Raw genomic sequence first — 21,129 nt, 5'->3', positions numbered from 1 at the left:
GGTCCGATTGCGGGAACGCAGCTGGTTCCCTGTGGTATTGTCGGAAAGCGGAGGCGACGGCCCATCAAACCTTCGCCAACAGGAGGTCGGCATTATCCCCGAGCCGGTAGCCGCCGTGTCTCTTTAGATTCACCTGGGTGAGCACACTCCCTACTGGAACGGCGACGGATCCACCGCCGCGGAGCGACTCCAGAACACCACGAGCAATGCTGCGCCTCGTCCTGTCCCAGCGAACGGCGAAAAGCACCGCGTCAGCCCAGCGCTTCAGGAGTCTGGTTTCAGGGCCGCCGAGTCCCAGGGGCCCGTTCATGATGACGACGTCGTAGACCGAGAGCAGTTCATCGGTGAACTGGGATTTGTCGACCGTCGACAGAAGTGTCAGCAGATCATCCGAAGGTGCTGGAGCGGCCATGAGATCGATGCCGATTTCTGGCATTCTCGTGATTGCATCCTGCAGCGAGCAGCGTTCACTCACATAGTCTCCGAAGGAGTTGTGAGCCTTGATGGTGCTGAATTCACCACGAAACTCCTTCGTGAGCCGCACGTCCTTGCGATCGAGGTCGAGGAAAAGCACCCTTCCGCCCAGTCTCGTTGCCGCCAGCGCCAGGCTCCATGCCAACTCTGTCTTGCCCTCGTCCTGGATGCTGGACGTCACGAGGACGATATGCGGCGGCTGACCCCTGCCCTGGGTGGGCGCCGCGGTGACGAGAAGGGATGTCGCGGCTCGACTGAACGGTGAGTTCTGCTGGCCCAGCACCAGATGCCGCAGCTGTCTCGCATGAAGTCCCGAAACCTTGGGAAGCAGCCCTATGCACGGAATCCCAAGCTCGGCTTCGGCTTCAGCTTCGCTGCGCAAGGTCTGATTGAAGTTGTTGCGGATCAGAACGAACACCGCCCCCATCAAGCCAAACACGATCATGCCGGGTGGAATCAGGAAAATTGGCGACAGGGTCTTGGGATTTGACGGCGGCCATGCCGTCGAAAGGACCGCTACGCCTGGCGAAGGAGCGGCGATGCGCCGTATCAGATCCTGCTGGCGGCCAAGGAGCTCGTTGTAGTGCTGTGTCACGATGGCCACCTGCGGCTCAAGGGCACGCAATCCGGAAAGCTGGCTCGCGGTGTCGGCCACGGCCGCGTCGAGCACCCTCTTGCGGTCCTCGAGAGCCGCGACCTGCGCGCGGTAGACATTCGCCTCCGCGGCGATGTGTGCGATGGCCTGTTCCATCTCGAGGGTGATCGCGCTGTCCGGATCGCCGTCCGCGGCGGCCGGCTGGCGTGCCATCAGGTCCGTCAACACAGGCGATCCGATCTCTTCGGCTATGGCCGAGACAGGGGCGCCCGCCTTTCGCAGGTCCTCGATATGGCGAAGGCGCGATTCCGAGGCGGAAAGATTGGCCTTCGACAAGAAAATCTGCCGGCCGAGCTCCGCTGTTTCATTGGCTGCGTTGTTAGCCGCACTTTGATCAACGGCGCCGTGTGTCAGCCGGTAGGTCTCCAACCGATCGGTCGCGGCGACCAGATCCTTTTGTACTTGCGGCAGACCGGCGACCAGCGACTCCAGCTCGAGCTGATCCGATGCACGACGTTTCTGCACGAGGTCTTCGATATAGATCTGAGCGAATGTGTTGGCGATGAGCGCTGCACGCGCCGGACTGGTATCGGTGAAGCCGATGGTGATGACGCGCGAGCGCAGCTCTTGTCCGACCCTCATCCCGTTCCGCAGCGTCTTCAGCTCGGCGGCATCGGCGGCATCAGCTGCTTCCGGACTTCCCGCCGCCGGCTTGCCCTGCGACCAGATCCGGTTCAGGAGATTACTCACGAATGAGCCAGTGACGGGCGGGACAGCACTGATGCCGCTTTTTCCGGCAGCATCGGCATCCTGAGCCTTGCGCAGTGCGACCAGAACTCGACGCAGGTGGGCTTGCGACGAGAGCATCGTCAGATGATCATCTATGCTGGAATCCAGCGAATCTTGAACGAGCGCCGTGCCACCCGGATTGCCGGTGCTTGGGGCGTCGATGATGACCTGCGTCGTCGCCTCGAACAGCACCGGACGGGTAAGGCCCGCCAGGCCGGCCAGGATGCCACCCAGAAGGGCGATGGCAAGCAACAACCATTTTCTCGTCGCCAGGGTGATGACGAGCTGATGGAAGGGAGACAACGGTTGCATATGCTCGCGTGGCGGTCGCCTCATTCGCTGATTGGTGTCGAGCGTAGCAACAGCCATTTGCGTAGCGCGCGGAAGTCTGGCGCGGCTGGCTATGGAACCTTCCATCTCAATCCCCTGTCAGTTCGATATCGTAAGAAAGATGCGTTGCCGGCGCCGATGGCCGCATGGCTTCGTTGCGCCACGCCTGGAACATCAGCAGCGGCCACAAGTCGCGGAAATGATCCTGGTTTCCACGCAGGTGATCGCGCCAACATGCGTCGACCTTCGCACAGTCGATGATCCCGTCCCCCGACAGGCGCATCGTGGCGATGATATCGGTTGCCCAGTCGCGCAGGGGCCCTTTCAGCCAAGCCCCGACCGGAACGTCGAAACCTTGCTTGGGCCGATCGACCAGTGAGCGCGGGACATAACGATCGAGGAGTTGGCGAAGGATCCATTTGCCCTTGCCATTGCGGACCTTGACACTGGTCGGCAGGCGCCAGGCGAATTCCACGACGCGATGGTCCAGGACCGGGCACCGCCCCTCGAGGCTGTTGGCCATGGTGGCGCGATCGAGCTTCACCAATATGTCGCCCGGCAGATAGCCTGTCATGTCGTCAAACAGGAGACGCGAAAGCAAGTCGTCGAGCTTTGCCGCGACGGCAAGCGATGCCGGCGGCTTGTGATGAAGGAGGCTGTTGGTGGAAGACCCCGTCAGTTGCCGAAGCAGTTCGTCTTCATTTCGCGCCGCGAGCAGGCCGGCGAGGCGGTTCAACCTGTCACCGCGCAATCCGTGCCGCATACTTGCCGAAAGCGGCAGGCTGCCGAAGATGTCTAGGTGGGAGGCCTGAGCCAGCAATCCTGCCCCCGCCGCCAACATTCGACGAAACGATGATGGCAGCTCATGCTGCCTTCTGAGGCGGGTTGCCAGGAAGTGCCGGGAATAGCCCGCGAAACACTCGTCGCCACCATCGCCCGATAGCGCCACCGTTACGTGCTGCCTGGCGAGACGCGAAACCAACAGCGTTGGTATCTGCGACTCATCGGCGAACGGCTCGTCCCAGATCCGCGGCAGCTCCGGAATGACTTCAAGCGCCGCGGCCGGTGAAAGGTGAAGTTCGGTATGATCGGTGCCCAGATGCCGAGCAACCGCAGCCGCGTGGGGGGCCTCATCGAACCCGCTCTCACCGAATGCTATGGTGAAGGTGCGAACGGGCTTCCGGGACTGTGCCTGCATCAGGGCGACGACCGCCGAGCTGTCAATTCCGCCAGACAGAAAGGCGCCAAGCGGGACATCTGCAATCATGCGTTCCTTGACGGCAAGGCTAAGCAGCCTGTCGAGCTCTGTTGTAAGTTCCTCGTCGCTGCCGGCGATCGGATCCCGCTGCGCCTTGCTGGCGACATCGGCCAGCGACCACCAGCGGCGAACACGATGCGCAAGCGACCCGGCGCCGCGGGCATTGGCGAAATCCGCCGCCGTCACCGACAGAACTGAACCGGGCGGCAGCTTGAACACGCCCTGCCAGATGCAAAGGTCATCCGGCACCCACCCTTTCGAAAGCATCGTCGCCGCCGCATCGACGTCGAGTTCCGGGTTGAAGCCCGGGAAGCACGTGATCGCCTTCAGCTCCGAGGCGAAGACGAGCGCTTCACGTGTCGAGGCGACATAGAGCGGCTTTTTGCCCATTCGATCGCGGGCGAGATGGAGAATCCGTTTCTTCAGATCCCACAGCCCGAAAGCGAACATGCCGGCGAAGCGCTGGAGTGCCGTATCGAGGCCCCAGCTCTCGATCGCGCACAACATGACTTCCGTGTCGCTGGTGCCGCGGAAATGGTGGCCCTTCCCCTCCAGTTCGCGGCGCAGATCGCGGAAATTGTATATTTCGCCATTGAAGGTGATGACATACCGGCCGCTTGCGGAATGCATCGGCTGGCGACCCGCCTCCGAGAGGTCGACGATGGCCAGGCGTCGGTGGCCGAAGGCGATCCCGGCCTCACGGCTCATCCAGAATGCCTCGCCATCGGGCCCGCGATGACGAAGGGCCATCGCCATCGGTCCGATCGCCCTGAGGGCATTGGTATCGGCTGCATCTGGCGCCAAGAGAATTCCGGCGATCCCGCACATTCTAATATCTCCTCTGGCGAATGATCGTGGGAACCGACTGAGACGTTCCAGCGACAAGGCAGAGGGTCAAAGAGAACCACACGATCGGATGGCGGATGATCAGGTGCGGAGCACTGAAGACAGCGATCGATGCCGTAAGCGCCACGAGAGCGTCCAGCCTCGCACGCCAGGCGGACCAGGCGGCCGAGCCGAGGACCCACACCAGGGCCAGGACTGAAATCAGGCCGCCCTGAGTGTAGAGATCGAGGATCGTGCTGTGGGCCTCGAAAGGCCGCGGTAGAAACTGCTGATTGACCACGGGGGGAGTATCAAGGTGTGGGCCTGGGCCCAGCCCCAGAGATCCGGACCTTGCCCCCTTGTCCAATGCCGCGTCCCAAAGATAAAGGCGAAGTGCCGCGGTTTCCGCTGTCGCTTCCCCGCCCTTGTCCTTGGTGAGGCTCTTGGCGAAATCCTCGGCGTTGGCGGCCTCGCTGAGGGCGTAAGGCGCCATCGACACCGCCAATGGAAGGAACGCAACCGCGAGCAGGAGGGCAAGTTGGCGCGAAAGGCTGGCCTTGCCGCCGTCGCCTGCCAGCAAGGCCCGAAGCCGCAATCCCAGAAGGATCAGGCAGGCCAGGACTGTCGTATAGAGATAGGTATCGCTCTTTGTCAGCCTTCCGACATAGAAGATGAGGATCAGGCTGAATAGCCCAAGGCATCTTCCCCACGGATTGCTGGTGGTTATGGCAAGATGCAGGGCAAGGGGACCAAGCAGAGCGCAGTAGAGCGCAAGCTGGTTCGGATTCTCAGACCAACCGCAAAAGCGGTCCCAATACCAGGGTCGGACGCCAGACTGATGGATCCAGCCGAAACCAACCCCCACCTGAATGACAAAGCAGGCACTCGCGATAGCGATCATCCACCAGGCGATACGACGTAAACGGACAGCCGCGTTCGGCTCCGCGGCGGCCAGGCAGGTGACGCAGGCCAACAACACGTACGCCATCGTGTCATGCAGCAACGGATCGAGGAACAATTTGGTCGTCAGAAAGCCGATGATGGAACCAACGCCCAAGGCAAGCGTCAGGATCAGCCAGAAACGTGCAAGTTTGGCCAGGGCCGGCGTTACCTCCAGTCGGCCGCCAGCAAGGACCCGCGTGATCGACATCAATATCCAGAGCGTGAGGAAGAGTTCGCTGTAGCCGAACGGCAGCCCCGGAATGCTGAGCTGCACCGCGTAGGACATTGCTATGCCGAAGGCCAGGAACGCGTCACGGATCATTGCCGCGCCTCACCCAATCGGGGGGGTCGCGCACGCTCTTCCATCATGGTCGCAGGGGCCGATCGAGCAAGACTGCCGCTGCCACCGAGTACGGTCTTGTATAGCTCGCAATACTGATCGACGACCCACGACAGCGAAAAGCGCTCCCGCACGAGTCCGACGGAGCGGCCGCCCATGATTTTTCCGCGGGCGCGGTCGGACAGGATCTCGATTATCCTGGATGCGAAGCCTTCCGCGTCGCGCGGCGCGACGAGATAACCGTTCCAGCCATCCTCGACCACGTCATTGCAGCCGGGCATTCTCGAGGCCACGATAGGCAATCCGGACAATCCTGCTTCCAGCAGCACGCGCGGGATCCCCTCGCGATATTGCGTCGGAAACGCGAACAGATCGGCCATGCCAAGGAGGGCCGGAACATCCCGCCTCGATCCCAAAGCGATCACGTGAGGAGCATATCGCTCGATATCGGACTTGTTGACCGCAAATGGACCTTCGGAATCCTGCGGGCCGACGAGCACGAAATGTGCATTGGGCCTCTCGGAGAGGACGCGGGGAACCGCCTTGAGCAGGGTCGGGATCCCTTTCTGACGGGTCAGCCGACCGACAAAGATTACGACTTCGGCCGATTGAAGCCCCAGTTCCTCGCGCATCGTGGCAGCCGACGGACCACGATACCTTGCTGTCGAGAATGCATTCAGGTCGATACCAGAGCTGCGGATCAGTCGCGCTTTGCCGTCGCCCACCAGCCGGCAGCGCTCGAAGAAGGCTTGATCGTCGCGATTCTGGAAGACGGTCATCGCTGTCCACAACGACGCGAGGCCCTGAAGGGCGCAGAAGACCGGACGCAGGGCCAGAGCGCGCGGCTCCAGCGACGAGAATGTCCAACCAAGTCCATTGATGGTGCGGACGACCGGAACCTGCCCGCGCACGGCCAAGGGGGTCAGGAGGTTGGGCTTGGTGTCGAAACTTTGAACGATGTCTGGACGCAGTTCGGACATCAATTTGCGGACCGTGCCGAGAGCGCCCCATTCCGCGCCGCCACTGCTAAAACGGTCGAACCCAAATCGGCGATGGGGAATGCCATGGAGCGAAAAGGCTCCCCCCACATCGCTCGACACGGCAGTGACTCGAAAACCCTTTTCGCGCATCGCCAGCAGGAATGGGATTCTGAGGCGGTGATCCTCGCCTCCGATGCAGACAAGGTGCGGGCTCATCCCATGCCCCCAGGATGCCGGCAGTATCCCGACCGCATCAAATGGCTGGCTCTTGGATCTGCTCTCATGACCGGTTCATCGCCCCTACGCACACAACGCCCAAATCCACGCTAGGAGCAGGCCTTCCCGCTGTCCTCGTCTGTTTGAATGAAGCAGGGCGATGGACGATGCGGCGATGATCGATCGGCGCATATCGGATCGCCGAGTCCGGTCCAGAATCATTCGTTCTAACGATGCCACGACCGGCATGGTCGCGTAGGACACTGCAAAGCCAGTCAGCAAAAGGGGGACTGTGTTGGAAGCGTTCGAGCGCCCGCGTTCAGAAAGCTCGTTTCCATGCGCCTTGGCGTCCGTTAGCGGGCTGGCAACGCAGCAGGACGTTGCGATAAATCGCGATATCGGACCTCCAGACGATTTCACATGGAAACGGGCATCGACCCGCCCTCTGGACGTGGACGGACCAACCAGCCGTCCATTCCAATGGATGTACGACGATTTCTCCGAAAAACCGGCGTTCTGGCATCTGGAGCGAGTTGTCGAACGATACCCGGACAAAACCGCGATCAGTGACGGCTCTACATCGCTCAGCTTTGCGGAATTGTTGAACGCAGTCCAGAACCTGGCGGGTGCGATCGCTGGTTCGGTCCCACCGGGCAAGGCGGTCGGGCTCCTTATCGGAAATACGCTGTGGTATCCGGTGGCCATGCTCGCCGCCATGCGCGCTGGCAGGCCCGCCGTGCCGCTAAATCCCCGGGATCCGTTTCAGCGCCTCGCTGCAATTGCCACCAGCGCGCGGCTGGCCGCGATCGTCAAGCCAGGACCAGGTAAGCCGGCAGGCTGGCCGGATGCCACGCCCCTGAAATGGATCGATGCGGCAAGCTGCATGGCAGCAACCGAGGGCAGCTTGCCGGCGCAGCCGTCCGATCCGTCGGTCGATGCCCCGGCAATCGTTCTGTATACGTCAGGCAGCACCGGGGCACCGAAGGGCGTCGTAAACAGCCAACGGGCGATCCTTCACCGCGTTCAGCAATATGTAGATGCCTGCCACATCGGTCCTGACGATGTGTTCATGCCGCTGACAGGGCCGGCGACAATCGCGGGATGCCGCGAGATGATGACCCCCATGCTGTGTGGGGGCACGTTGTATCTCCTGGACATCGAGAGCGCCGGCATTCGCGCCGCCCGCGACAATTTCAAGAAATGGCAGGTGACGGTCGCCTATCTCGTGCCCGCGCTGCTGCGTGTACTGATGAATGGTTCCACGTCTGACACATTCTCTTCGCTGCGGATCGTGCGCGTTGGTGGAGAAAAGATCTTATGGTCGGACATCGACCGGCTCCGCGCCAGCGTTCCCAAGTCCTGCTTTGTGCAGATCAGCTATTCGTCCACGGAAACGACAGGCACGCAGTGGTTCCTGCCGAGGGATTATCCGGAACAGGGCGCAACGGTCCCGGTGGGCTTCGTCCTACCCGGCATCGAGTACACGGTCGTGGGAGAAAACGCATGCGAGGTCGCCCCGGGGGATGAGGGCGAGTTGTTGATCAAAAGCAACTACACCACGCTGGGCTATTGGATGGATGGGGAAAACGTCCCTCTTCAGGCAAGCTCCGCCGATCCCCAACTTCGGATCTTCGCAACGGGCGATCTGGTCAAGGTCGACGACACTGGACGGATGTGGATCGTCGGACGAAAGGGACGCCAGATAAAGATTAACGGAAGACGCGTCGAGCCCGCCGAACTGGAACTCGTCCTGCGCCGCGCGCCTCAAGTGAATGATGCCGTTGCGGTGGTGACGGACGCGAACGAACTGGTGGCCTTTGTCGTCCCCGCGAGACCTGGCGGAAGCGAGCTCATTGCTGAATTGCGCGACTTGATCAGGACAGCCCTGCCGCCTGCGGTTCATCCAACACGGCTGCACAGTGTTGCCGAGATCCCCCAACTCAAGGGCGGCAAGGTCGACGGCGTCAAGTTGCGGGACCTGGATCGCGCGCTGAATGCGCAAGACGCCCAGAACGCGCAAGATGTCCGGCAGGCGACCGACCCGCTTGATATCGAAGGCGCCGCGGCCGCCGTATGGGAGAGGATACTCCCGGGTAAAAAAGCGGCTGGCAGCCACTGGGACGATGCCGGTGGCGATTCACTGAAACTGCTGCAGTTCGTCATGGAACTTGAGACAGCTTTGGGACGTGAACTCAACCTGGAGGCGTTCACCGTCGGGATGAGCTTCGCGGATGTGGTCAGGGCAGCGTCTCCAGGGCAAGATGCAGGCAGCTCGCGCGTCGATGCCTCCGGCCCCAAGCCCATCTTGTTTATTGTGCCGGGATCGATCGGCTACGGTCCAAGCCTGGCGGCCTTCGGCGCTGAAATGGGCACTGTCGCCAAGGTTGTTGCGGTGCGCTACGGGGATCTCAACGATCTGCTCAAGGGCCATGACACAATACCGCGAATGGTGGATGCGGTCGTCGAGCAGATCAGCCAGACCCAGCCAGAGGGCAATGTGAATCTGATCGGCTATTCGCTTGGCGGCGGCGTCGCGTTCGAGGCCGCCGCCAAACTTGTTGCCGCGGGTCGATCGGTCACGTTCCTGGGAATCCTCGACACCAACATCGGGCCAGGGCGGCACAACTACCGCGAAGCCCTTGCACGCACCGCCCAGCGGATCCGCACGCATAGAGTGACGGTGGATCGCATGTCCTTGCGGGCGCTCGCAAAATTGTTTGCCCAATTTGGTGCCGAGGCTGTGCTGGCAAGGGGCATCGACTGGCTGAAATGGAGGGCTTTCGCCAGGACGCGATTCATTCTGCGCCTCGAGCTCGAGGAAATCCTACGGATGCGTGCATTCGGCCAGTGGCTCGCGCGACCGAAGCCCGCATTGCCGATTACCGCCACCGTGTTTCGGTGCAGGCGCAAAGGCGTTCCGGCAGACCTTGGCTGGAGTGCTTTCGTTGCCGATCTGAACATAATCCCGATCGTGGGCGGACACCTCGACATGCTCATTGAACCCTATCTCAGCCATAACCGTCCGTTGATAGAAAGGGCCTTTCTGGTGCGCGGCGCATAGCAAATAGACAGTCGCCATGCGCGCTCCACAGTCGAGCGTGGAGCGCCGAATATCCTTGGATAGTCAACAAGCTTCGGAGCCAAGTCGGCCATCCAAGTCCACAGCGTTTTGCTCGCTGTGATCAACGATTCTATCAAGGGACGCCGGTTTTTGATTTGTCTCTAATATATCCTTTCCACTAGGCAGGTGTGGGGCACCTACTGAATCGGACGAAGGATATTTGCATGACAACCCTCCACTATGCCTCGGGTGGGTCGGCCTCCCAGGTCGCAACCGCCGGATTCAACCTTGTCGACGTTTCATCCGTGGACGAACTCAACGCCCTGCCGGCTGGCACAAAAGGCCTGGTCTGGCTCGATGAAGCCAATGGGGCGACCTCGTCCTTTATCCAGAAAGTCACGCCCTTCATCGGCAATCCGAAGGTGTTTGGCTTCTTCCTCGTCGATGAGCCGGACCCAACCGGCAAATGGGGAACCTACGCCACCGCCGCGAATTTGAAGGCGGAATCCGACTGGATCCATTCGCATTTGCCAGGCGCCAAGACCTTCATTACAATGATGAACATGGGGTCTTCCGCAAACCCTGATTTTTCAAACACCTACAATCCCGCCAACACTCATATCGACTATTACGGGTTGGATCCGTACCCGGTGCGCACCGGAACAAGCACGGTCGACTACAACATGATCGACAGGACCGTGGCCGCGGCCGTCGCCTCGGGCATCCCGGTCAGCCAGATCGTTCCGGTTTACCAGACATTCGGGGGCGGCAGCTTCACGACCGACACCGGCGGCCAATACGTCCTTCCCTCCGTCGCCCAGGAGCAGACCATGCTGGACCACTGGTCCAAGCTGGTTCCGACCCCCGCCTTCGACTATGCCTATGCGTGGGGTTCCCAACAGGGTGACACGGCGCTTGGAAACTCGCCGGCGCTGCAGGCCCTTTTCCTCCAGCACAACCAGAGCGACACCGGCACATCTTCGAGCGGCGGCACCAGTTCATCCGGCGGCACCACCACCGTGACGCCGCCGCCCACCACCACACCCGTGCCCCCGACGACCAGTACGCCTTCGAGCAGCGATCACGTCTTCTACGGCACTGGCGGAGCGGACGTAATGCACGGCACCACCGGCGCCGACACAATGGCCGGTCGCGGCTACAACGACACCTATTATGTCAACAACGTCGGTGACAAGGTGGTGGAAGTGAAGGGCAGCGGCAACGACACCGTGCTGGCATCGGTGAGTTATGCGTTGTCGGCCGGGTCGGAGATCGAACATCTCGCCACCACGAGCCGATCCGGAACCACCGCCATCAACCTAACCGGAAACGAGTTCTCCCAAACCATAGACGGCAATGCCGGCAACAACATCATCAATGGCGGTGGTGGGCGAGACGTCCTGACCGGAAATGGGGGCAAGGACGTCTTTGTCTTCAATTCCGCCCTCAAGGCCAGCAATGTCGACAAGATCACCGACTTTAATGCGTACCAGGACAAGATCCAGCTCGACCACACTATATTTTCCGGCCTTCAAAAGGGCGCCCTTCCCACCTCGGCCTTCTTCGCCGGCGCGGGTGCTCACGACAGCAATGACCACATCATTTACAACAGCTCGACCGGCGCGCTCTCTTTCGACAGCGATGGTACAGGCAGAGCACATCAGATCCAGTTTGCCACTCTTTCTCCGCACCTATCGTTGACGGCATCCTCGTTCATCGTTACGTGAGCCTTGGGGACGTCAGGCCCTGACCAAAAGGGTCTGACGTTTTCTTGAATGTACCTCGGCGGAACGAAATCGCTCCAATGAGCTTTGTTCGTCATGAGCGCTCGCGGCATCGAATTCCTGCAGAAATGGGTGGAGGAAAATATTCCACCTTATTCGAAGGCCGATCCGGCCCTTGCGGCGAAACTCGCCGAACAGGCGACCGCGGACGCCATCAAGGCGGGGATTCGGCCTGAGGAAATCTCGGAAGAAGTCGGAAGCATGCTGACCACCATGCTTGAAGTCCTCGATCACCGCGACACCGAGTGATTGCGCATCCGGCCGTATCGGCAGCCCGCATCACCGCAGGCTGCCGTGTGTGGGACCTATATCCGGGGTTAACCTCGATCCCTGTGGACCAGGACACGCGCCCTCTCCGCGGCAGACCGTCTGATGGCATCGAGTACATGCATTCCCGCTACCGCGTCGCTGATTGGCCAGGACTGCCTGATCTCACCCCTTATGGCGCGCGCAAACTCGCGGACCTCTTCTTCATATTGATTTGCCGGCGGAAAGCGGATGGTTTCGACATCCCGGTCATAAATATCGTCACGCTTGCGCAGCTTGATGATTGTCTCTTGTTCTGCCGAGGGCCAGACGGCGACCGGGATTTCCATCCAGCCGTCCGTACCGATAACCATGATCCAGTGTGCCCATGCCTGCAGCAGGGCGCCGCTGAACAGAAGATTGCGGTTGTCCGGAAATTCGAGCAGGCCGGCGACAGCAATATCGACACCATCGGGCGCGAGCTTTTCGAATGTAGCGGTCGCGGCGATCGGCTCAGCCTCGAAGAGGAAGCGGGCAGCCGTTATCGGATAGACGCCAACGTCTCCCAAGGCACCACCGCCGAGTTCCGGCTGGAACCTGATGTCCTGCGGATTGTCGTTGATCACACTGTAGGTTGCGTGGATCTGGGTGACACGTCCGAGCCTGCCACCGCGGATGATTTCACGCGCGGCGAGCCATCGTGGATGATACCGGACCATGAAGGCCTCCGATATCTGCACGCCTGTCTGCATTTGAACCTCGGCCAGGCGCAGCGCGTCCGCTGCGTCCAAGGCAAGTGGTTTCTCGCACAAGACGTGCTTGCCGGCCCTCGCCGCGGCAATAGCATCTTCGACGTGCCGATTGTTCGGCGTCGGGATATAGATTGCCTCGACCTCGTCATCGTTCAGCAGGTCGGAGAAAGACGTATAGTGCTTCGAAATACCGAATTCCGAGGCGATGCGAGCCGCACGAGATCCGTCGCGTGAGGAAATGGCTACCACTTCACACTCCGGCACGGCTTTCATCGCCGGTATCACCCAATCGCGGGCGATCTTCGCTGTCGACACAATCCCGAAACGGACCGGCTTCATCGTCTTGCTCTCTCTTGCATTTGATGGATCACACGCTCGGGCGCAGGCGAACGAATGTGGACTTCGCCTGCATGAATTCCAGTAATCCGTCAGGACCGTTTTCCCTGCCGAGCCCGCTGGACTTGCTGCCGCCGAATGGCAGCTGGGGGACCGTCTCGAGATAGGTGTTGACGTAGACAAACCCGCTTTCAAGGGCACTGGAGACAGCCATTGCGGTGTCGAGGTTAGAGGTCCAGATGCCGTTGGCCAGGCCGTAATGTGTCAGGTTGGCCAGCGCGATTGCTTCGGAGACGTCCTTGAAAGTGGTGACCCCAAGCACCGGTCCGAATATCTCCTCCCTGAAGATCGTCATGTGCGGCTCGACGCCAGTGAATATGGTCGGTTCGACGAAGTAACCGTCGTGCAGCCCCGGGCTCGTCGGCGCTCTCCCGCCTGTCACGAGTGTTGCACCTTCCTCCCGGGCCTTTTCGATATAATCGAGGACCTTCCGCTGATGCTGCGCGTGAATCATCGGGCCGAGATCGGCATCGACGTCGTCAGGCGTGCCAAGCTTCAGCGCCCTGGCCTTTTCGGCCAGCTTCGAGACAAACTCCGATGCAATAGTCTCTTGGACCAACAGCCTTCCGCCGGCGCAACACTCCTCACCCTGATTGATCGTGAAGGCAGCGAGCGCACCGGCGACCGCCGCGTCGAGATGCGCGTCGGCGAACACGATGTTGGCACCCTTGCCGCCGAGTTCAAGCGCCACCTTCTTCAACGACTGGCCGGCAAGGCTGGCGATCTTGCGCCCAACGGCGGTTGACCCCGTGAAGGAGATCATGTCGATGTCCGGATGCAGGCACATGCCCTGGCCGACCACCTCACCCGTGCCGGGCAGGACCGCAAGGACTCCGTCGGGGATACCAGCCTGCTTGGCCAGCCGCGCATATTCGATCGCCGTGCCCGCTGTGAGCTCCGACGGCTTGATCACGACGCAACATCCCGCAACGAGGGCGTAGGGCAACTTCTGAAACAGGGTTACCGTCGGAAAATTCCAGGGAAGAATCATACCGATGACGGGAAGCGGCTCGTAGGTCACAAGGCCCAGTTTCTCGGCACCCTCGTGATTGACGATACGACCGGGAATGCTCCAGGCGAGCGATGCGGCATAGCGCAGCAACTCCACCGACCACTCGACCTCGCCCTTGGCGGCAGCGATCGTCTTCCCTGCTTCATCGGCCTCAATGCGACTGAGCGTTACCAGATTCTCCAGGATGAGATCGGCCCAACGCAGCAGGATCTTCCCGCGCTCGCTTGCCGCAAGCCCCTTCCATGCGCCTTTCCTGAACGTCTCCTTCGCGAGAACGACGGCACGGTCAAGTTCTGCTGTCCCGGCCAGATGAACTCTGGCCACGCTTTCACCTGTGGAAGGCGAACTTCTCTCGAAGAGAGTGCTTCCCGCTGGCAACTCGGCAGCCCCATTGATCCAGATGCCGTATTCACGTTTGGTCATTTCAGAATCCCGATGAAGATCGGCAAGGCAGGAGACGCTTCGCATCCTGCGGCTTCAGGTCAGTCATGCAGCTCTTTGGAGATCGGTGGTCCGACCACGAAGTCAGTGAAAGCCACCTCGAACCCCGCACGTTGAGGGGAGCAGCACATCATGCCGACATCCACCCGGTCGGATGGCGGAAAATAGCCGAGCCTTACCGGCTTCCAACTCTTGTCGCCGGAGTCCAGATACTGAACGCGAACCGCTTCGCGATGCCGGGTGAGGCGGATCCTCACGCCCGTCGGATCCGTCGGAATGGCAACCAGGGACCAGTCGGAAACATCGTTTGTGACAACGACGGAAAAGTACATCCGCCCGTCGGTAAACTCGATACCGGCTTTCACCCAATGTGTTTCGCTGAGCCGCATCATCAGGCCGGCCTGGTCGTAGAGGGCTTCATATTCACCCTTGATCGTCACCTCGGCGGTGAAATCCCCGGTGACGCTGCGATACAGAAAATGACCGTTGTCGCGCCAGAAACCGTAAAAGGTTTCCCTCCAGAAGTCGGTTTCGTGGCCTGTCGTGACACGAAGGAGAGCGCCGTCGTTTGTGTATTGCGGTGGCTCGTTGAGCCATTTCAACCGTTCTTCCGCCATCTCCCCACCTTCCCATTCGTTTGCGCTTGTGGCGCCGAGGCTCAGTCAGCGCCTGGGCCACAAGGGTGCCTGTCGATCAATTGAACCAGGTGTCAGATAGGCGGTAGCCTTCCGGGAACGGATCCTCGGGATCCACGCCGTAATGGCTCACACCCGTCAACCAGGCGCGGCCAGAGACCTGCGGAATGACCGCTGGCACATCACCTGCCTTGGTTTCGGCGATGATTTCGCAGTCGAAAACCGTGTCGAGAATGGAGAGGTGCCTGAACTTCTCACCGACAGCGAGATCACCACGGGCATGAAGAAGCGCCATGCGCGCCGAGGTGCCTGTCCCGCATGGGCAGCGATCGAGCCGCCCGGGCGACACGACGACCGCGTTCTTGGACGTCTTGACGCCGTTGATGACCTCCACTGGGCCAGCAAACTCGGTCTGATTGATCGTATGGATGAGCGGATTTTCGGGATGAATCGACGGCAGTTGAACGGCCGCCGCCGCCTTGATCCGTTCGCCGATCTCGACAAGCTGCCTGGCCTCGCCGCGCGCGAGCGTCAGGTCCAGATCCGCCGAATTCACGATGCAGTAGATCATGCCGCCATACGCGACATCGACCCGCAGCGAACCGAGTCCCGGAACGTCGATCATGCTGTCGCGATGCATGACGAAGGAGGGGATATTGCGAAAAGTGATGCTCCGGCACTTGCCTGCGCGGCATTCGGCGATCACGTCCACCAATCCCGCAGGCGTGTCGACCCGCACGATCGTCCGAGGTTCCTTCATGGGAATCATTCCGGCCTCGAGCGCGACGGTCACCGTGCAGATCAGATTCGATCCCGACATCGGCACAAAGTAATCGGACTCCATGACGATCATGCCGATGTCGGCATCAGGATGGATTGGCGGCGTGATGAGGTTGACGGCGGCATTCACGCTGCCCCTCGGATCGAACAGCAGCATGTTCCTGAGCCATGAGCTGTCGCGCTCCAGGTTCTCCATCCTTTCGAACATCGTCGCCCCGCGCGGGGGAGAATGCCACCCGTGATGACCCGACCGACCTCACCTTCGGCGTGTGCGCCAACGACGGTTATAACGCGATCCAACTGCATGCCCGACTCCAGTGGCTTCTATATCCAATATCCAATATTTATTGAAAGCAAGCAATAGCCAATGGCAGCTTCGCGCAAAAATTACAAACCAACGATCAGGAGTTTTCGAAATCCGGCAGCGCCTGCAGGCCAGCCATCACGTCGTCGCGAGCGTCCTCGATGTGCTTCCTGAGAAGCTTCTGCGCCAGGGTCTGATTGCCCTCGGCGAATGCAACCGCCAGCGCCTTGTGGTCTTCCAGCGCTTTGGTCTGCGCTGATCGGGCATCGATCTGAAGACGGAGATATCTGTCGGCGGAATTGTAAAGTGATGACAAAAGAGCGAGAGACCGCGGCCGCCTTGCGGAACGGGACATCGCCTTGTGAAACGACCAGTTGAGTTCACTGAGCTTCGCTGGCGATTCCTTTGCCTCCACCCCTCTGGTATAGTCATCCAGGGCGCGTCGTACATGCTCGATGTCAACCTCGGTTGCCCGTTCGATCGCCTTCTTCAGGATGAACGGCTCAAGCGCGAGACGTGCTTCGAAGATATCGATCGCATCATCCACGGTCAGCGACGCGACAACCGCCCCCTTATGAGTGTGAATGACGACAAGTCCCTCCGCTTCGAGCTGAAGAAGAGCTTCTCGGATCGGGATACGGCTGACCCCGGCTTCCTCGGCGATCGCTTCCTGCCTGATTTGCTGGCCGCCTTTGTAGAACCCGGATATGATCCTGTCGCGGATCAGGTCAACGACCGAAGACGTGACGGTTCGGCGCTTAATGGCGACAGACGGATCCATTTATTACCTATCAGGAAAATTCCAAGCATATTGAATATAGGATATAGAATTGCAACGCTAGTGCGGCGCTCGGACCGCACGTCCAAATGGATGTCAGGATGACGTAGGGGCAAGAGGCAGAACGGTCGCGCTGTCTTTACGCCACGAGACATGGACCTTGTCGCCCGCCGTCGGAAGGGCCGCACCAGGCATGTTTTGAACCTGGACTCGGAATTTTTGGCCGCCCGGGCTGACCAGATGGAAGAAAGAGCGACTGCCTGAAAAAATCACGTCGGCAACTTTGGCGTCCATCGCATAGTCAAGCTGCGCATCGGATTGCCGGAAGGACATCGCTTCCGGCCGGACGGACATTACCGCGGCGTCATTCTCAGACACCGGGACATCATTCGAAACCACATCAAACGGCCCGTCCCTGGTCTCCAGCGAAAGCTGCCCGATGCCAGACGAAGTCAGTTTTCCCTCGAACAGATTTGTTTCGCCAAGAAATTTTGCCGCAAACAGGGATCTTGGGCGAAAGTACATGTCCTGAGGTCTGTCGACCTGAACGATCCGGCCGTGATCGATCAGCACAACCCGGTCCGAAAGGATCATCGCTTCATCCTGATCGTGCGTGACATAAACGAACGTTGCGCCCGTCTCCAATTGGATTCGTTTCATTTCTCCGAGCATATGTTGGCGTATCTTGAGGTCGAGCGCAGCCAAAGGCTCGTCGAGCAGTAGAACCCGGGGGCCATTCACCAGGGCTCGGGCCAGCGCCACCCGCTGGCATTGGCCACCGCTGAGCTCGCCGATGAAACGATGCGAAAGGCTTTCCATCTGCACGGTCCTGAGCATCGCCTGGACTCGTTTGCGGCGCTCGTCCTTCTCGACACCCTTGACCTTGAGGCCGTATGCGACATTGTCGAAGACGTCCAGATGGGGAACAGCGCGTAGCGCTGGAAGACCATGTTCACTGGCCGCTTTTCCGGGGGCAACACAGCAACGTCCTTGCCGTCGATCTTCAGAGTACCGGATGTGAGTGCCTCGAAGCCGGCGATGATGCGCATCAAGGTGGTTTTGCCGCAGCCGCTCGGGCCGAGCAAGGTCACGATCTCTCCCTCGTTGATCGTGAGATTGATATTGGTCAGGGCCTGAAAAAGGCCGAACTGTTTTTGACCGTTCGACAGTTCAATCAACGGTGCTTCAGTTGATATTCCAGTGTTCATTTGTAGCCTCAAGAGGACGCGCGTTCTGACAGGGCCGATGCTCGCTTGAACCGCCCGACGAGGAAGCCGATCGCCATGACGGCGATCGAGAACAAGAGGGCGAGCGTCGAGACCGAGTTGATCAGTGGCGTGACCGTGCGGCGCATCATCGACCAGATGTACATGGGCAAGGTGGTTTCGGTGCCGGCGACAAATGACGTGACGACGAACTCGTCAAACGACAAGGCAAAGCTCAGGATCGCGCAGGAGATCAAGGTCGGCGCGATCAGCGGAAGCGTTACTCTCCTGAATGTCCCGATCTGCGAGGCGCCAAGGTCGCGGGAGGCCTCTTCGAGCGTTCGATCGAAGAGCGCAAGCCGGGCCCGCATGGCAATCATGAGCATCGGCACGGATAGAACGACGTGAGAAACGACGATCGTGACCGTCGAAAGACGGACGCCCAGTTGCGCGGCCAAGACCAGCAATGAGACACCAAGGAAGAGGCCAGGCAGTGCGATCGGGGTGATGCACAGGATTTCGAGAACGCTTCGGCCAATCCTCCCCAGCCGCAACCAGGCAAGGGACGCGGCCGTGCCAAGGACAAGGGTGATGATGGCTGTTGCCGTGGCGATCACCAGGCTTTTGACAAGAGCCTGGCCAAGCTGCGGATCCTCGAAGATCAGCGTGTACCATCTCAGGCTGTAACCGTTGATGGGAAAGGAAAACGATTGCTCCGCATTGAAGCTGAACAAGACGATCACGACGAGCGGGATCAGGAGATATGCCAAGGTCGCGTAGACGACCGCCTTCAGCAACATCACGCAACCTCCTTGGCAGGTTTGGCTTTATGCCTGGCCGGAATGAGTCCCGTGAGGCGGCCCAGGGCAAGCACGAGCGCATAGATGACCAGCGATACAAGAAACATGAGAAAGGCCTGGGCGGCACCGAGCGGCCAATTGCCGGTCTTTCGGAATTGATCAGCGATAAGAAGGCCGGTCGTTTGACCTGAGGACCCGCCGACCATCTGCGGCGTGACGTAATCACCTGCCACAAGGATGAATGTCAGCATGAAGGCGCCGATAAGGCCTTGCGCGGCGTTGGGAGCGACAACCCGGAAGAAGGCCCCCAAAGCCGATGTGCCGAGATCGCGCGATGCCTCGATAAGTTCCGCCTTGATCTCGCTCATCGCTGAAACGACCATCAGAATCGCGAATGGCAGATAGATGTGGGTCAGTGTTATCGCGACCGCAAATGGGCTGAACAGGAACGCTTGGACGGGTGTGTGGACGATTCCGAGTTGAAGCAAAACCGCGTTGAGCAGGCCGTTGGTGCCAAGCAATGTGCGCCAGGCGTAGATTCTGACGAGGTAGCTGGAGAACCACGTGACGAGAATGAGATAGAAGATGATCTTCGATCTGGCGACGTAAGTCAGGTAATATCCGACAGGGATCGATAGACAGAGCGTTACGGACGCGGTGATGAGACCGATTACGATTGCGTTGTAGGTCACACGCAGGAAAAGCGGCGATCGTATCGCCGATATGTAATTGGTCAGCACAAAGTCTGGAACGATGCGGAAGCCGGATGACATCCAGAAACTATAGGAGAACAGCAATATAGCGGGCACCACGAAGAACAACAGCATGTAGATTGCCGCCGGCGCGGCCAGAATGCCTCCGGTTCTTTGTGATGAGGTCATCGCAATTCCTTTGACAAGAAAGCGCAAGAGCCGGTCTCGCCGACCGGCCCCGACGACTGGTTACGGTGGACTACAGGCCTGCCTTGAATTCCTGCCAGGCCTGGACCCAGTCCGCATAGGTCGCGTGCTCGCCATCATCGTCGACGGGGGGAATACCCGGCAAGCCAGACGCGAATATTTCGTTGATCTTCGAATAGTCGATCCGCTTGCGGGCGTCGGCATCCAGAAGCTCGACGGCCTTCTTCGAGACCGGCGCCTGCACGACCGCCGTCGCGACCTTGGCCTGGATCTGGGGATCGAGAGACTGGTTGATGAACGCGTGCGCGGTATCGATGTTGTCGGCCGATATGGGAATGAACCAAGCGTCGACCCACAGCACCGGGCCTTCTTCGGGGATCGCCATTTCGAGTGGCACGCCTTGCGCGCGCACCTGCGTGATGATTGACGGATCCGCCACAAGAACCGCCGCGACTTCCTTCGACGCCACGAAATTTGCCACATCGCCCTGATTGATCGAGATCAGGCGTGCCTGATTTCGATACAGGACGTAGTTCTCGAACGCCTTGGCTAACTCCTCGCGGGTCAGCAGAGGATACTTGTCCCCCAAGCCGACCAGGCGGGCGATCAACGGCCAGTTGCCCGTCGCATCGTCCATTATCGCGATCTTTCCTTTCAGGCTCGGGTCCAGCAGATCCTTGTAGGACGCGGGTTTTTTAATCATGTCGGAGTTATAGAGGAGGGTGTTGAAGCCCCATATGTAGGGCGATCCCCAATGCTTGCCGTCCGAGAACCATGTCGGCTTGTCGAAGAATACGTCAAAGAGATTGTCCGCGTTGTAGTTCGGTATTTTGGACATATCGATCGGCGAAACGATCTTCATATCCTTGATATAAAGCTTGCTGTAGGCCTGATTGTATTCAGCAAGATCGATGGGGGGAGGATTGCCGGCAATAAATTTGGCCTGGACATCGTCCTGAGACGCTATCGATGAGGTTTCCGCGGTGACACCATTGGTCGACCGCCACTCCCGCAGCTCATTCGTCATGTCGTAGCCTTCCCACGCCATGATCTGCAATGAGCCGCCAACCGCCGCACGGGCTGGCGTTACGAACAGTCGTCCCGTCGACACTCCAAGGCCGGCCCCTGCCAGGCCAAGCAGCGCGGTACGTCGGGTAAACTGGATTGTTTCAAGCATAGACGTCTTCGGTTCTTTCGCCATGTCATTCCCCTTTCGTGTTGGTTCACTCACTTTTTTATAATGGATATTGGATATAATAAATTCGCAGTCAAATCATTTGTGAAGCG

The 21,129-nt window shown here is 59.8% G+C and carries 16 protein-coding genes and 1 pseudogene; 3 read left to right on the top strand and 14 right to left on the bottom strand.

The annotated features are described in order from the left end of the window. Nucleotides 1–64 precede the first annotated feature (64 nt). Genes AC1VON_RS11455 through AC1VON_RS11440 form a run of 4 tightly spaced genes read right to left on the bottom strand, consistent with a single transcriptional unit; the run spans nt 65 to nt 6,749 of the window. Nucleotides 65–2,275 carry a GumC family protein gene (locus AC1VON_RS11455; RefSeq protein ID WP_172352078.1) on the bottom strand — a complete coding sequence of 737 codons (2,211 nt, stop codon included), beginning with the start codon at nt 2,273–2,275 and terminating at the stop codon, nt 65–67. A gap of 1 nt (nt 2,276) precedes the next feature. Next, nucleotides 2,277–4,274, bottom strand: coding sequence for an asparagine synthase (glutamine-hydrolyzing) (asnB, locus tag AC1VON_RS11450; protein ID WP_483122205.1), 1,998 nt, complete (start codon nt 4,272–4,274; stop codon nt 2,277–2,279). A gap of 1 nt (nt 4,275) precedes the next feature. Next, nucleotides 4,276–5,535, bottom strand: a complete 1,260-nt coding sequence (locus AC1VON_RS11445) for an O-antigen ligase family protein (RefSeq protein WP_172352080.1) — start codon at nt 5,533–5,535, stop codon at nt 4,276–4,278. Beyond that, nucleotides 5,532–6,749, bottom strand: a complete 1,218-nt coding sequence (locus AC1VON_RS11440; protein WP_172352081.1) for a glycosyltransferase family 4 protein — start codon at nt 6,747–6,749, stop codon at nt 5,532–5,534. The genes AC1VON_RS11445 and AC1VON_RS11440 overlap by 4 nt, the downstream gene beginning before the upstream one ends. A gap of 484 nt (nt 6,750–7,233) precedes the next feature. On the opposite strand from AC1VON_RS11440, the gene AC1VON_RS11435 reads away from it, so the two are divergent. The 3 genes from AC1VON_RS11435 (at nt 7,234) to AC1VON_RS11425 (ending at nt 11,843) form a co-directional block, all read left to right on the top strand. Further along, nucleotides 7,234–9,810: an AMP-binding protein gene (locus AC1VON_RS11435; protein ID WP_483122203.1), complete on the top strand. Its 2,577-nt coding sequence runs from the start codon at nt 7,234–7,236 to the stop codon at nt 9,808–9,810. Nucleotides 9,811–10,034: 224 nt separating this feature from the next. Beyond that, nucleotides 10,035–11,537, top strand: a complete 1,503-nt coding sequence (locus AC1VON_RS11430; RefSeq protein ID WP_483126312.1) for a M10 family metallopeptidase C-terminal domain-containing protein — start codon at nt 10,035–10,037, stop codon at nt 11,535–11,537. 93 nt (nt 11,538–11,630) lie between these two features. Further along, nucleotides 11,631–11,843 (top strand): DUF768 domain-containing protein, encoded by a 213-nt coding sequence (locus AC1VON_RS11425; protein WP_172352084.1) that lies wholly within the window; start codon nt 11,631–11,633, stop codon nt 11,841–11,843. A gap of 68 nt (nt 11,844–11,911) precedes the next feature. On the opposite strand, the gene AC1VON_RS11420 is transcribed toward AC1VON_RS11425, so the two are convergent. The 10 genes and pseudogenes from AC1VON_RS11420 to AC1VON_RS11375 all read right to left on the bottom strand — a co-directional run bounded on the left by AC1VON_RS11420 (nt 11,912) and on the right by AC1VON_RS11375 (nt 21,043). Continuing rightward, nucleotides 11,912–12,931 (bottom strand): Gfo/Idh/MocA family protein, encoded by a 1,020-nt coding sequence (locus AC1VON_RS11420; RefSeq protein WP_483122200.1) that lies wholly within the window; start codon nt 12,929–12,931, stop codon nt 11,912–11,914. Between the two features lie 28 nt (nt 12,932–12,959). Next, nucleotides 12,960–14,423: an aldehyde dehydrogenase family protein gene (locus AC1VON_RS11415; protein WP_483122198.1), complete on the bottom strand. Its 1,464-nt coding sequence runs from the start codon at nt 14,421–14,423 to the stop codon at nt 12,960–12,962. Nucleotides 14,424–14,482: 59 nt separating this feature from the next. Beyond that, nucleotides 14,483–15,058, bottom strand: coding sequence for a DUF1349 domain-containing protein (locus AC1VON_RS11410; protein WP_483122196.1), 576 nt, complete (start codon nt 15,056–15,058; stop codon nt 14,483–14,485). Between the two features lie 76 nt (nt 15,059–15,134). Further along, nucleotides 15,135–16,052 (bottom strand): proline racemase family protein, encoded by a 918-nt coding sequence (locus AC1VON_RS11405; protein ID WP_483122195.1) that lies wholly within the window; start codon nt 16,050–16,052, stop codon nt 15,135–15,137. 205 nt (nt 16,053–16,257) lie between these two features. Continuing rightward, nucleotides 16,258–16,941 (bottom strand): GntR family transcriptional regulator, encoded by a 684-nt coding sequence (locus tag AC1VON_RS11400; RefSeq protein ID WP_056567835.1) that lies wholly within the window; start codon nt 16,939–16,941, stop codon nt 16,258–16,260. Between the two features lie 93 nt (nt 16,942–17,034). After that, nucleotides 17,035–17,232 (bottom strand): TOBE domain-containing protein, encoded by a 198-nt coding sequence (locus tag AC1VON_RS11395; RefSeq protein WP_483126311.1) that lies wholly within the window; start codon nt 17,230–17,232, stop codon nt 17,035–17,037. Between the two features lie 465 nt (nt 17,233–17,697). Next, a pseudogene (locus tag AC1VON_RS11390) lies at nt 17,698–18,146 on the bottom strand (ABC transporter ATP-binding protein); the annotation flags it as partial. Between the two features lie 8 nt (nt 18,147–18,154). Then, a complete protein-coding gene (locus tag AC1VON_RS11385; protein WP_172352090.1) occupies nt 18,155–18,943 on the bottom strand; it encodes an ABC transporter permease in 789 nt (262 codons plus the stop codon). Further along, complete coding sequence (locus tag AC1VON_RS11380) at nt 18,943–19,851, bottom strand: ABC transporter permease (protein WP_483122194.1); 909 nt, start codon at nt 19,849–19,851, stop codon at nt 18,943–18,945. The genes AC1VON_RS11385 and AC1VON_RS11380 overlap by 1 nt, the downstream gene beginning before the upstream one ends. A gap of 43 nt (nt 19,852–19,894) precedes the next feature. After that, the gene (locus AC1VON_RS11375; protein ID WP_483122193.1) at nt 19,895–21,043 is read right to left on the bottom strand and encodes an ABC transporter substrate-binding protein; all 1,149 of its coding nucleotides are present in this window, start codon (nt 21,041–21,043) and stop codon (nt 19,895–19,897) included. Nucleotides 21,044–21,129: the final 86 nt, after the last annotated feature.

It is taken from the genome of Mesorhizobium sp. HAY1-8B, from assembly GCF_056868045.1.
The sequence above is the reverse complement of the archived record's forward strand: the minus strand, read 5'-3'. Positions and strand labels throughout refer to the sequence as shown.

Bases quoted from the DNA above. Each gene is read 5' to 3' on its own strand.
- AC1VON_RS11455 (WP_172352078.1), bottom strand. From the start codon at position 2,275: ATGGAAGGTTCCATAGCCAGCCGCGCCAGACTTCCGCGCGCTACGCAA.
- asnB (WP_483122205.1), bottom strand. From the start codon at position 4,274: ATGTGCGGGATCGCCGGAATTCTCTTGGCGCCAGATGCAGCCGATACC.
- AC1VON_RS11445 (WP_172352080.1), bottom strand. From the start codon at position 5,535: ATGATCCGTGACGCGTTCCTGGCCTTCGGCATAGCAATGTCCTACGCG.
- AC1VON_RS11440 (WP_172352081.1), bottom strand. From the start codon at position 6,749: ATGAGCCCGCACCTTGTCTGCATCGGAGGCGAGGATCACCGCCTCAGA.
- AC1VON_RS11435 (WP_483122203.1), top strand. From the start codon at position 7,234: ATGTACGACGATTTCTCCGAAAAACCGGCGTTCTGGCATCTGGAGCGA.
- AC1VON_RS11430 (WP_483126312.1), top strand. From the start codon at position 10,035: ATGACAACCCTCCACTATGCCTCGGGTGGGTCGGCCTCCCAGGTCGCA.
- AC1VON_RS11425 (WP_172352084.1), top strand. From the start codon at position 11,631: ATGAGCGCTCGCGGCATCGAATTCCTGCAGAAATGGGTGGAGGAAAAT.
- AC1VON_RS11420 (WP_483122200.1), bottom strand. From the start codon at position 12,931: ATGAAGCCGGTCCGTTTCGGGATTGTGTCGACAGCGAAGATCGCCCGC.
- AC1VON_RS11415 (WP_483122198.1), bottom strand. From the start codon at position 14,423: ATGACCAAACGTGAATACGGCATCTGGATCAATGGGGCTGCCGAGTTG.
- AC1VON_RS11410 (WP_483122196.1), bottom strand. From the start codon at position 15,058: ATGGCGGAAGAACGGTTGAAATGGCTCAACGAGCCACCGCAATACACA.
- AC1VON_RS11405 (WP_483122195.1), bottom strand. From the start codon at position 16,052: ATGGAGAACCTGGAGCGCGACAGCTCATGGCTCAGGAACATGCTGCTG.
- AC1VON_RS11400 (WP_056567835.1), bottom strand. From the start codon at position 16,941: ATGGATCCGTCTGTCGCCATTAAGCGCCGAACCGTCACGTCTTCGGTC.
- AC1VON_RS11395 (WP_483126311.1), bottom strand. From the start codon at position 17,232: ATGGACGCCAAAGTTGCCGACGTGATTTTTTCAGGCAGTCGCTCTTTC.
- AC1VON_RS11385 (WP_172352090.1), bottom strand. From the start codon at position 18,943: ATGTTGCTGAAGGCGGTCGTCTACGCGACCTTGGCATATCTCCTGATC.
- AC1VON_RS11375 (WP_483122193.1), bottom strand. From the start codon at position 21,043: ATGGCGAAAGAACCGAAGACGTCTATGCTTGAAACAATCCAGTTTACC.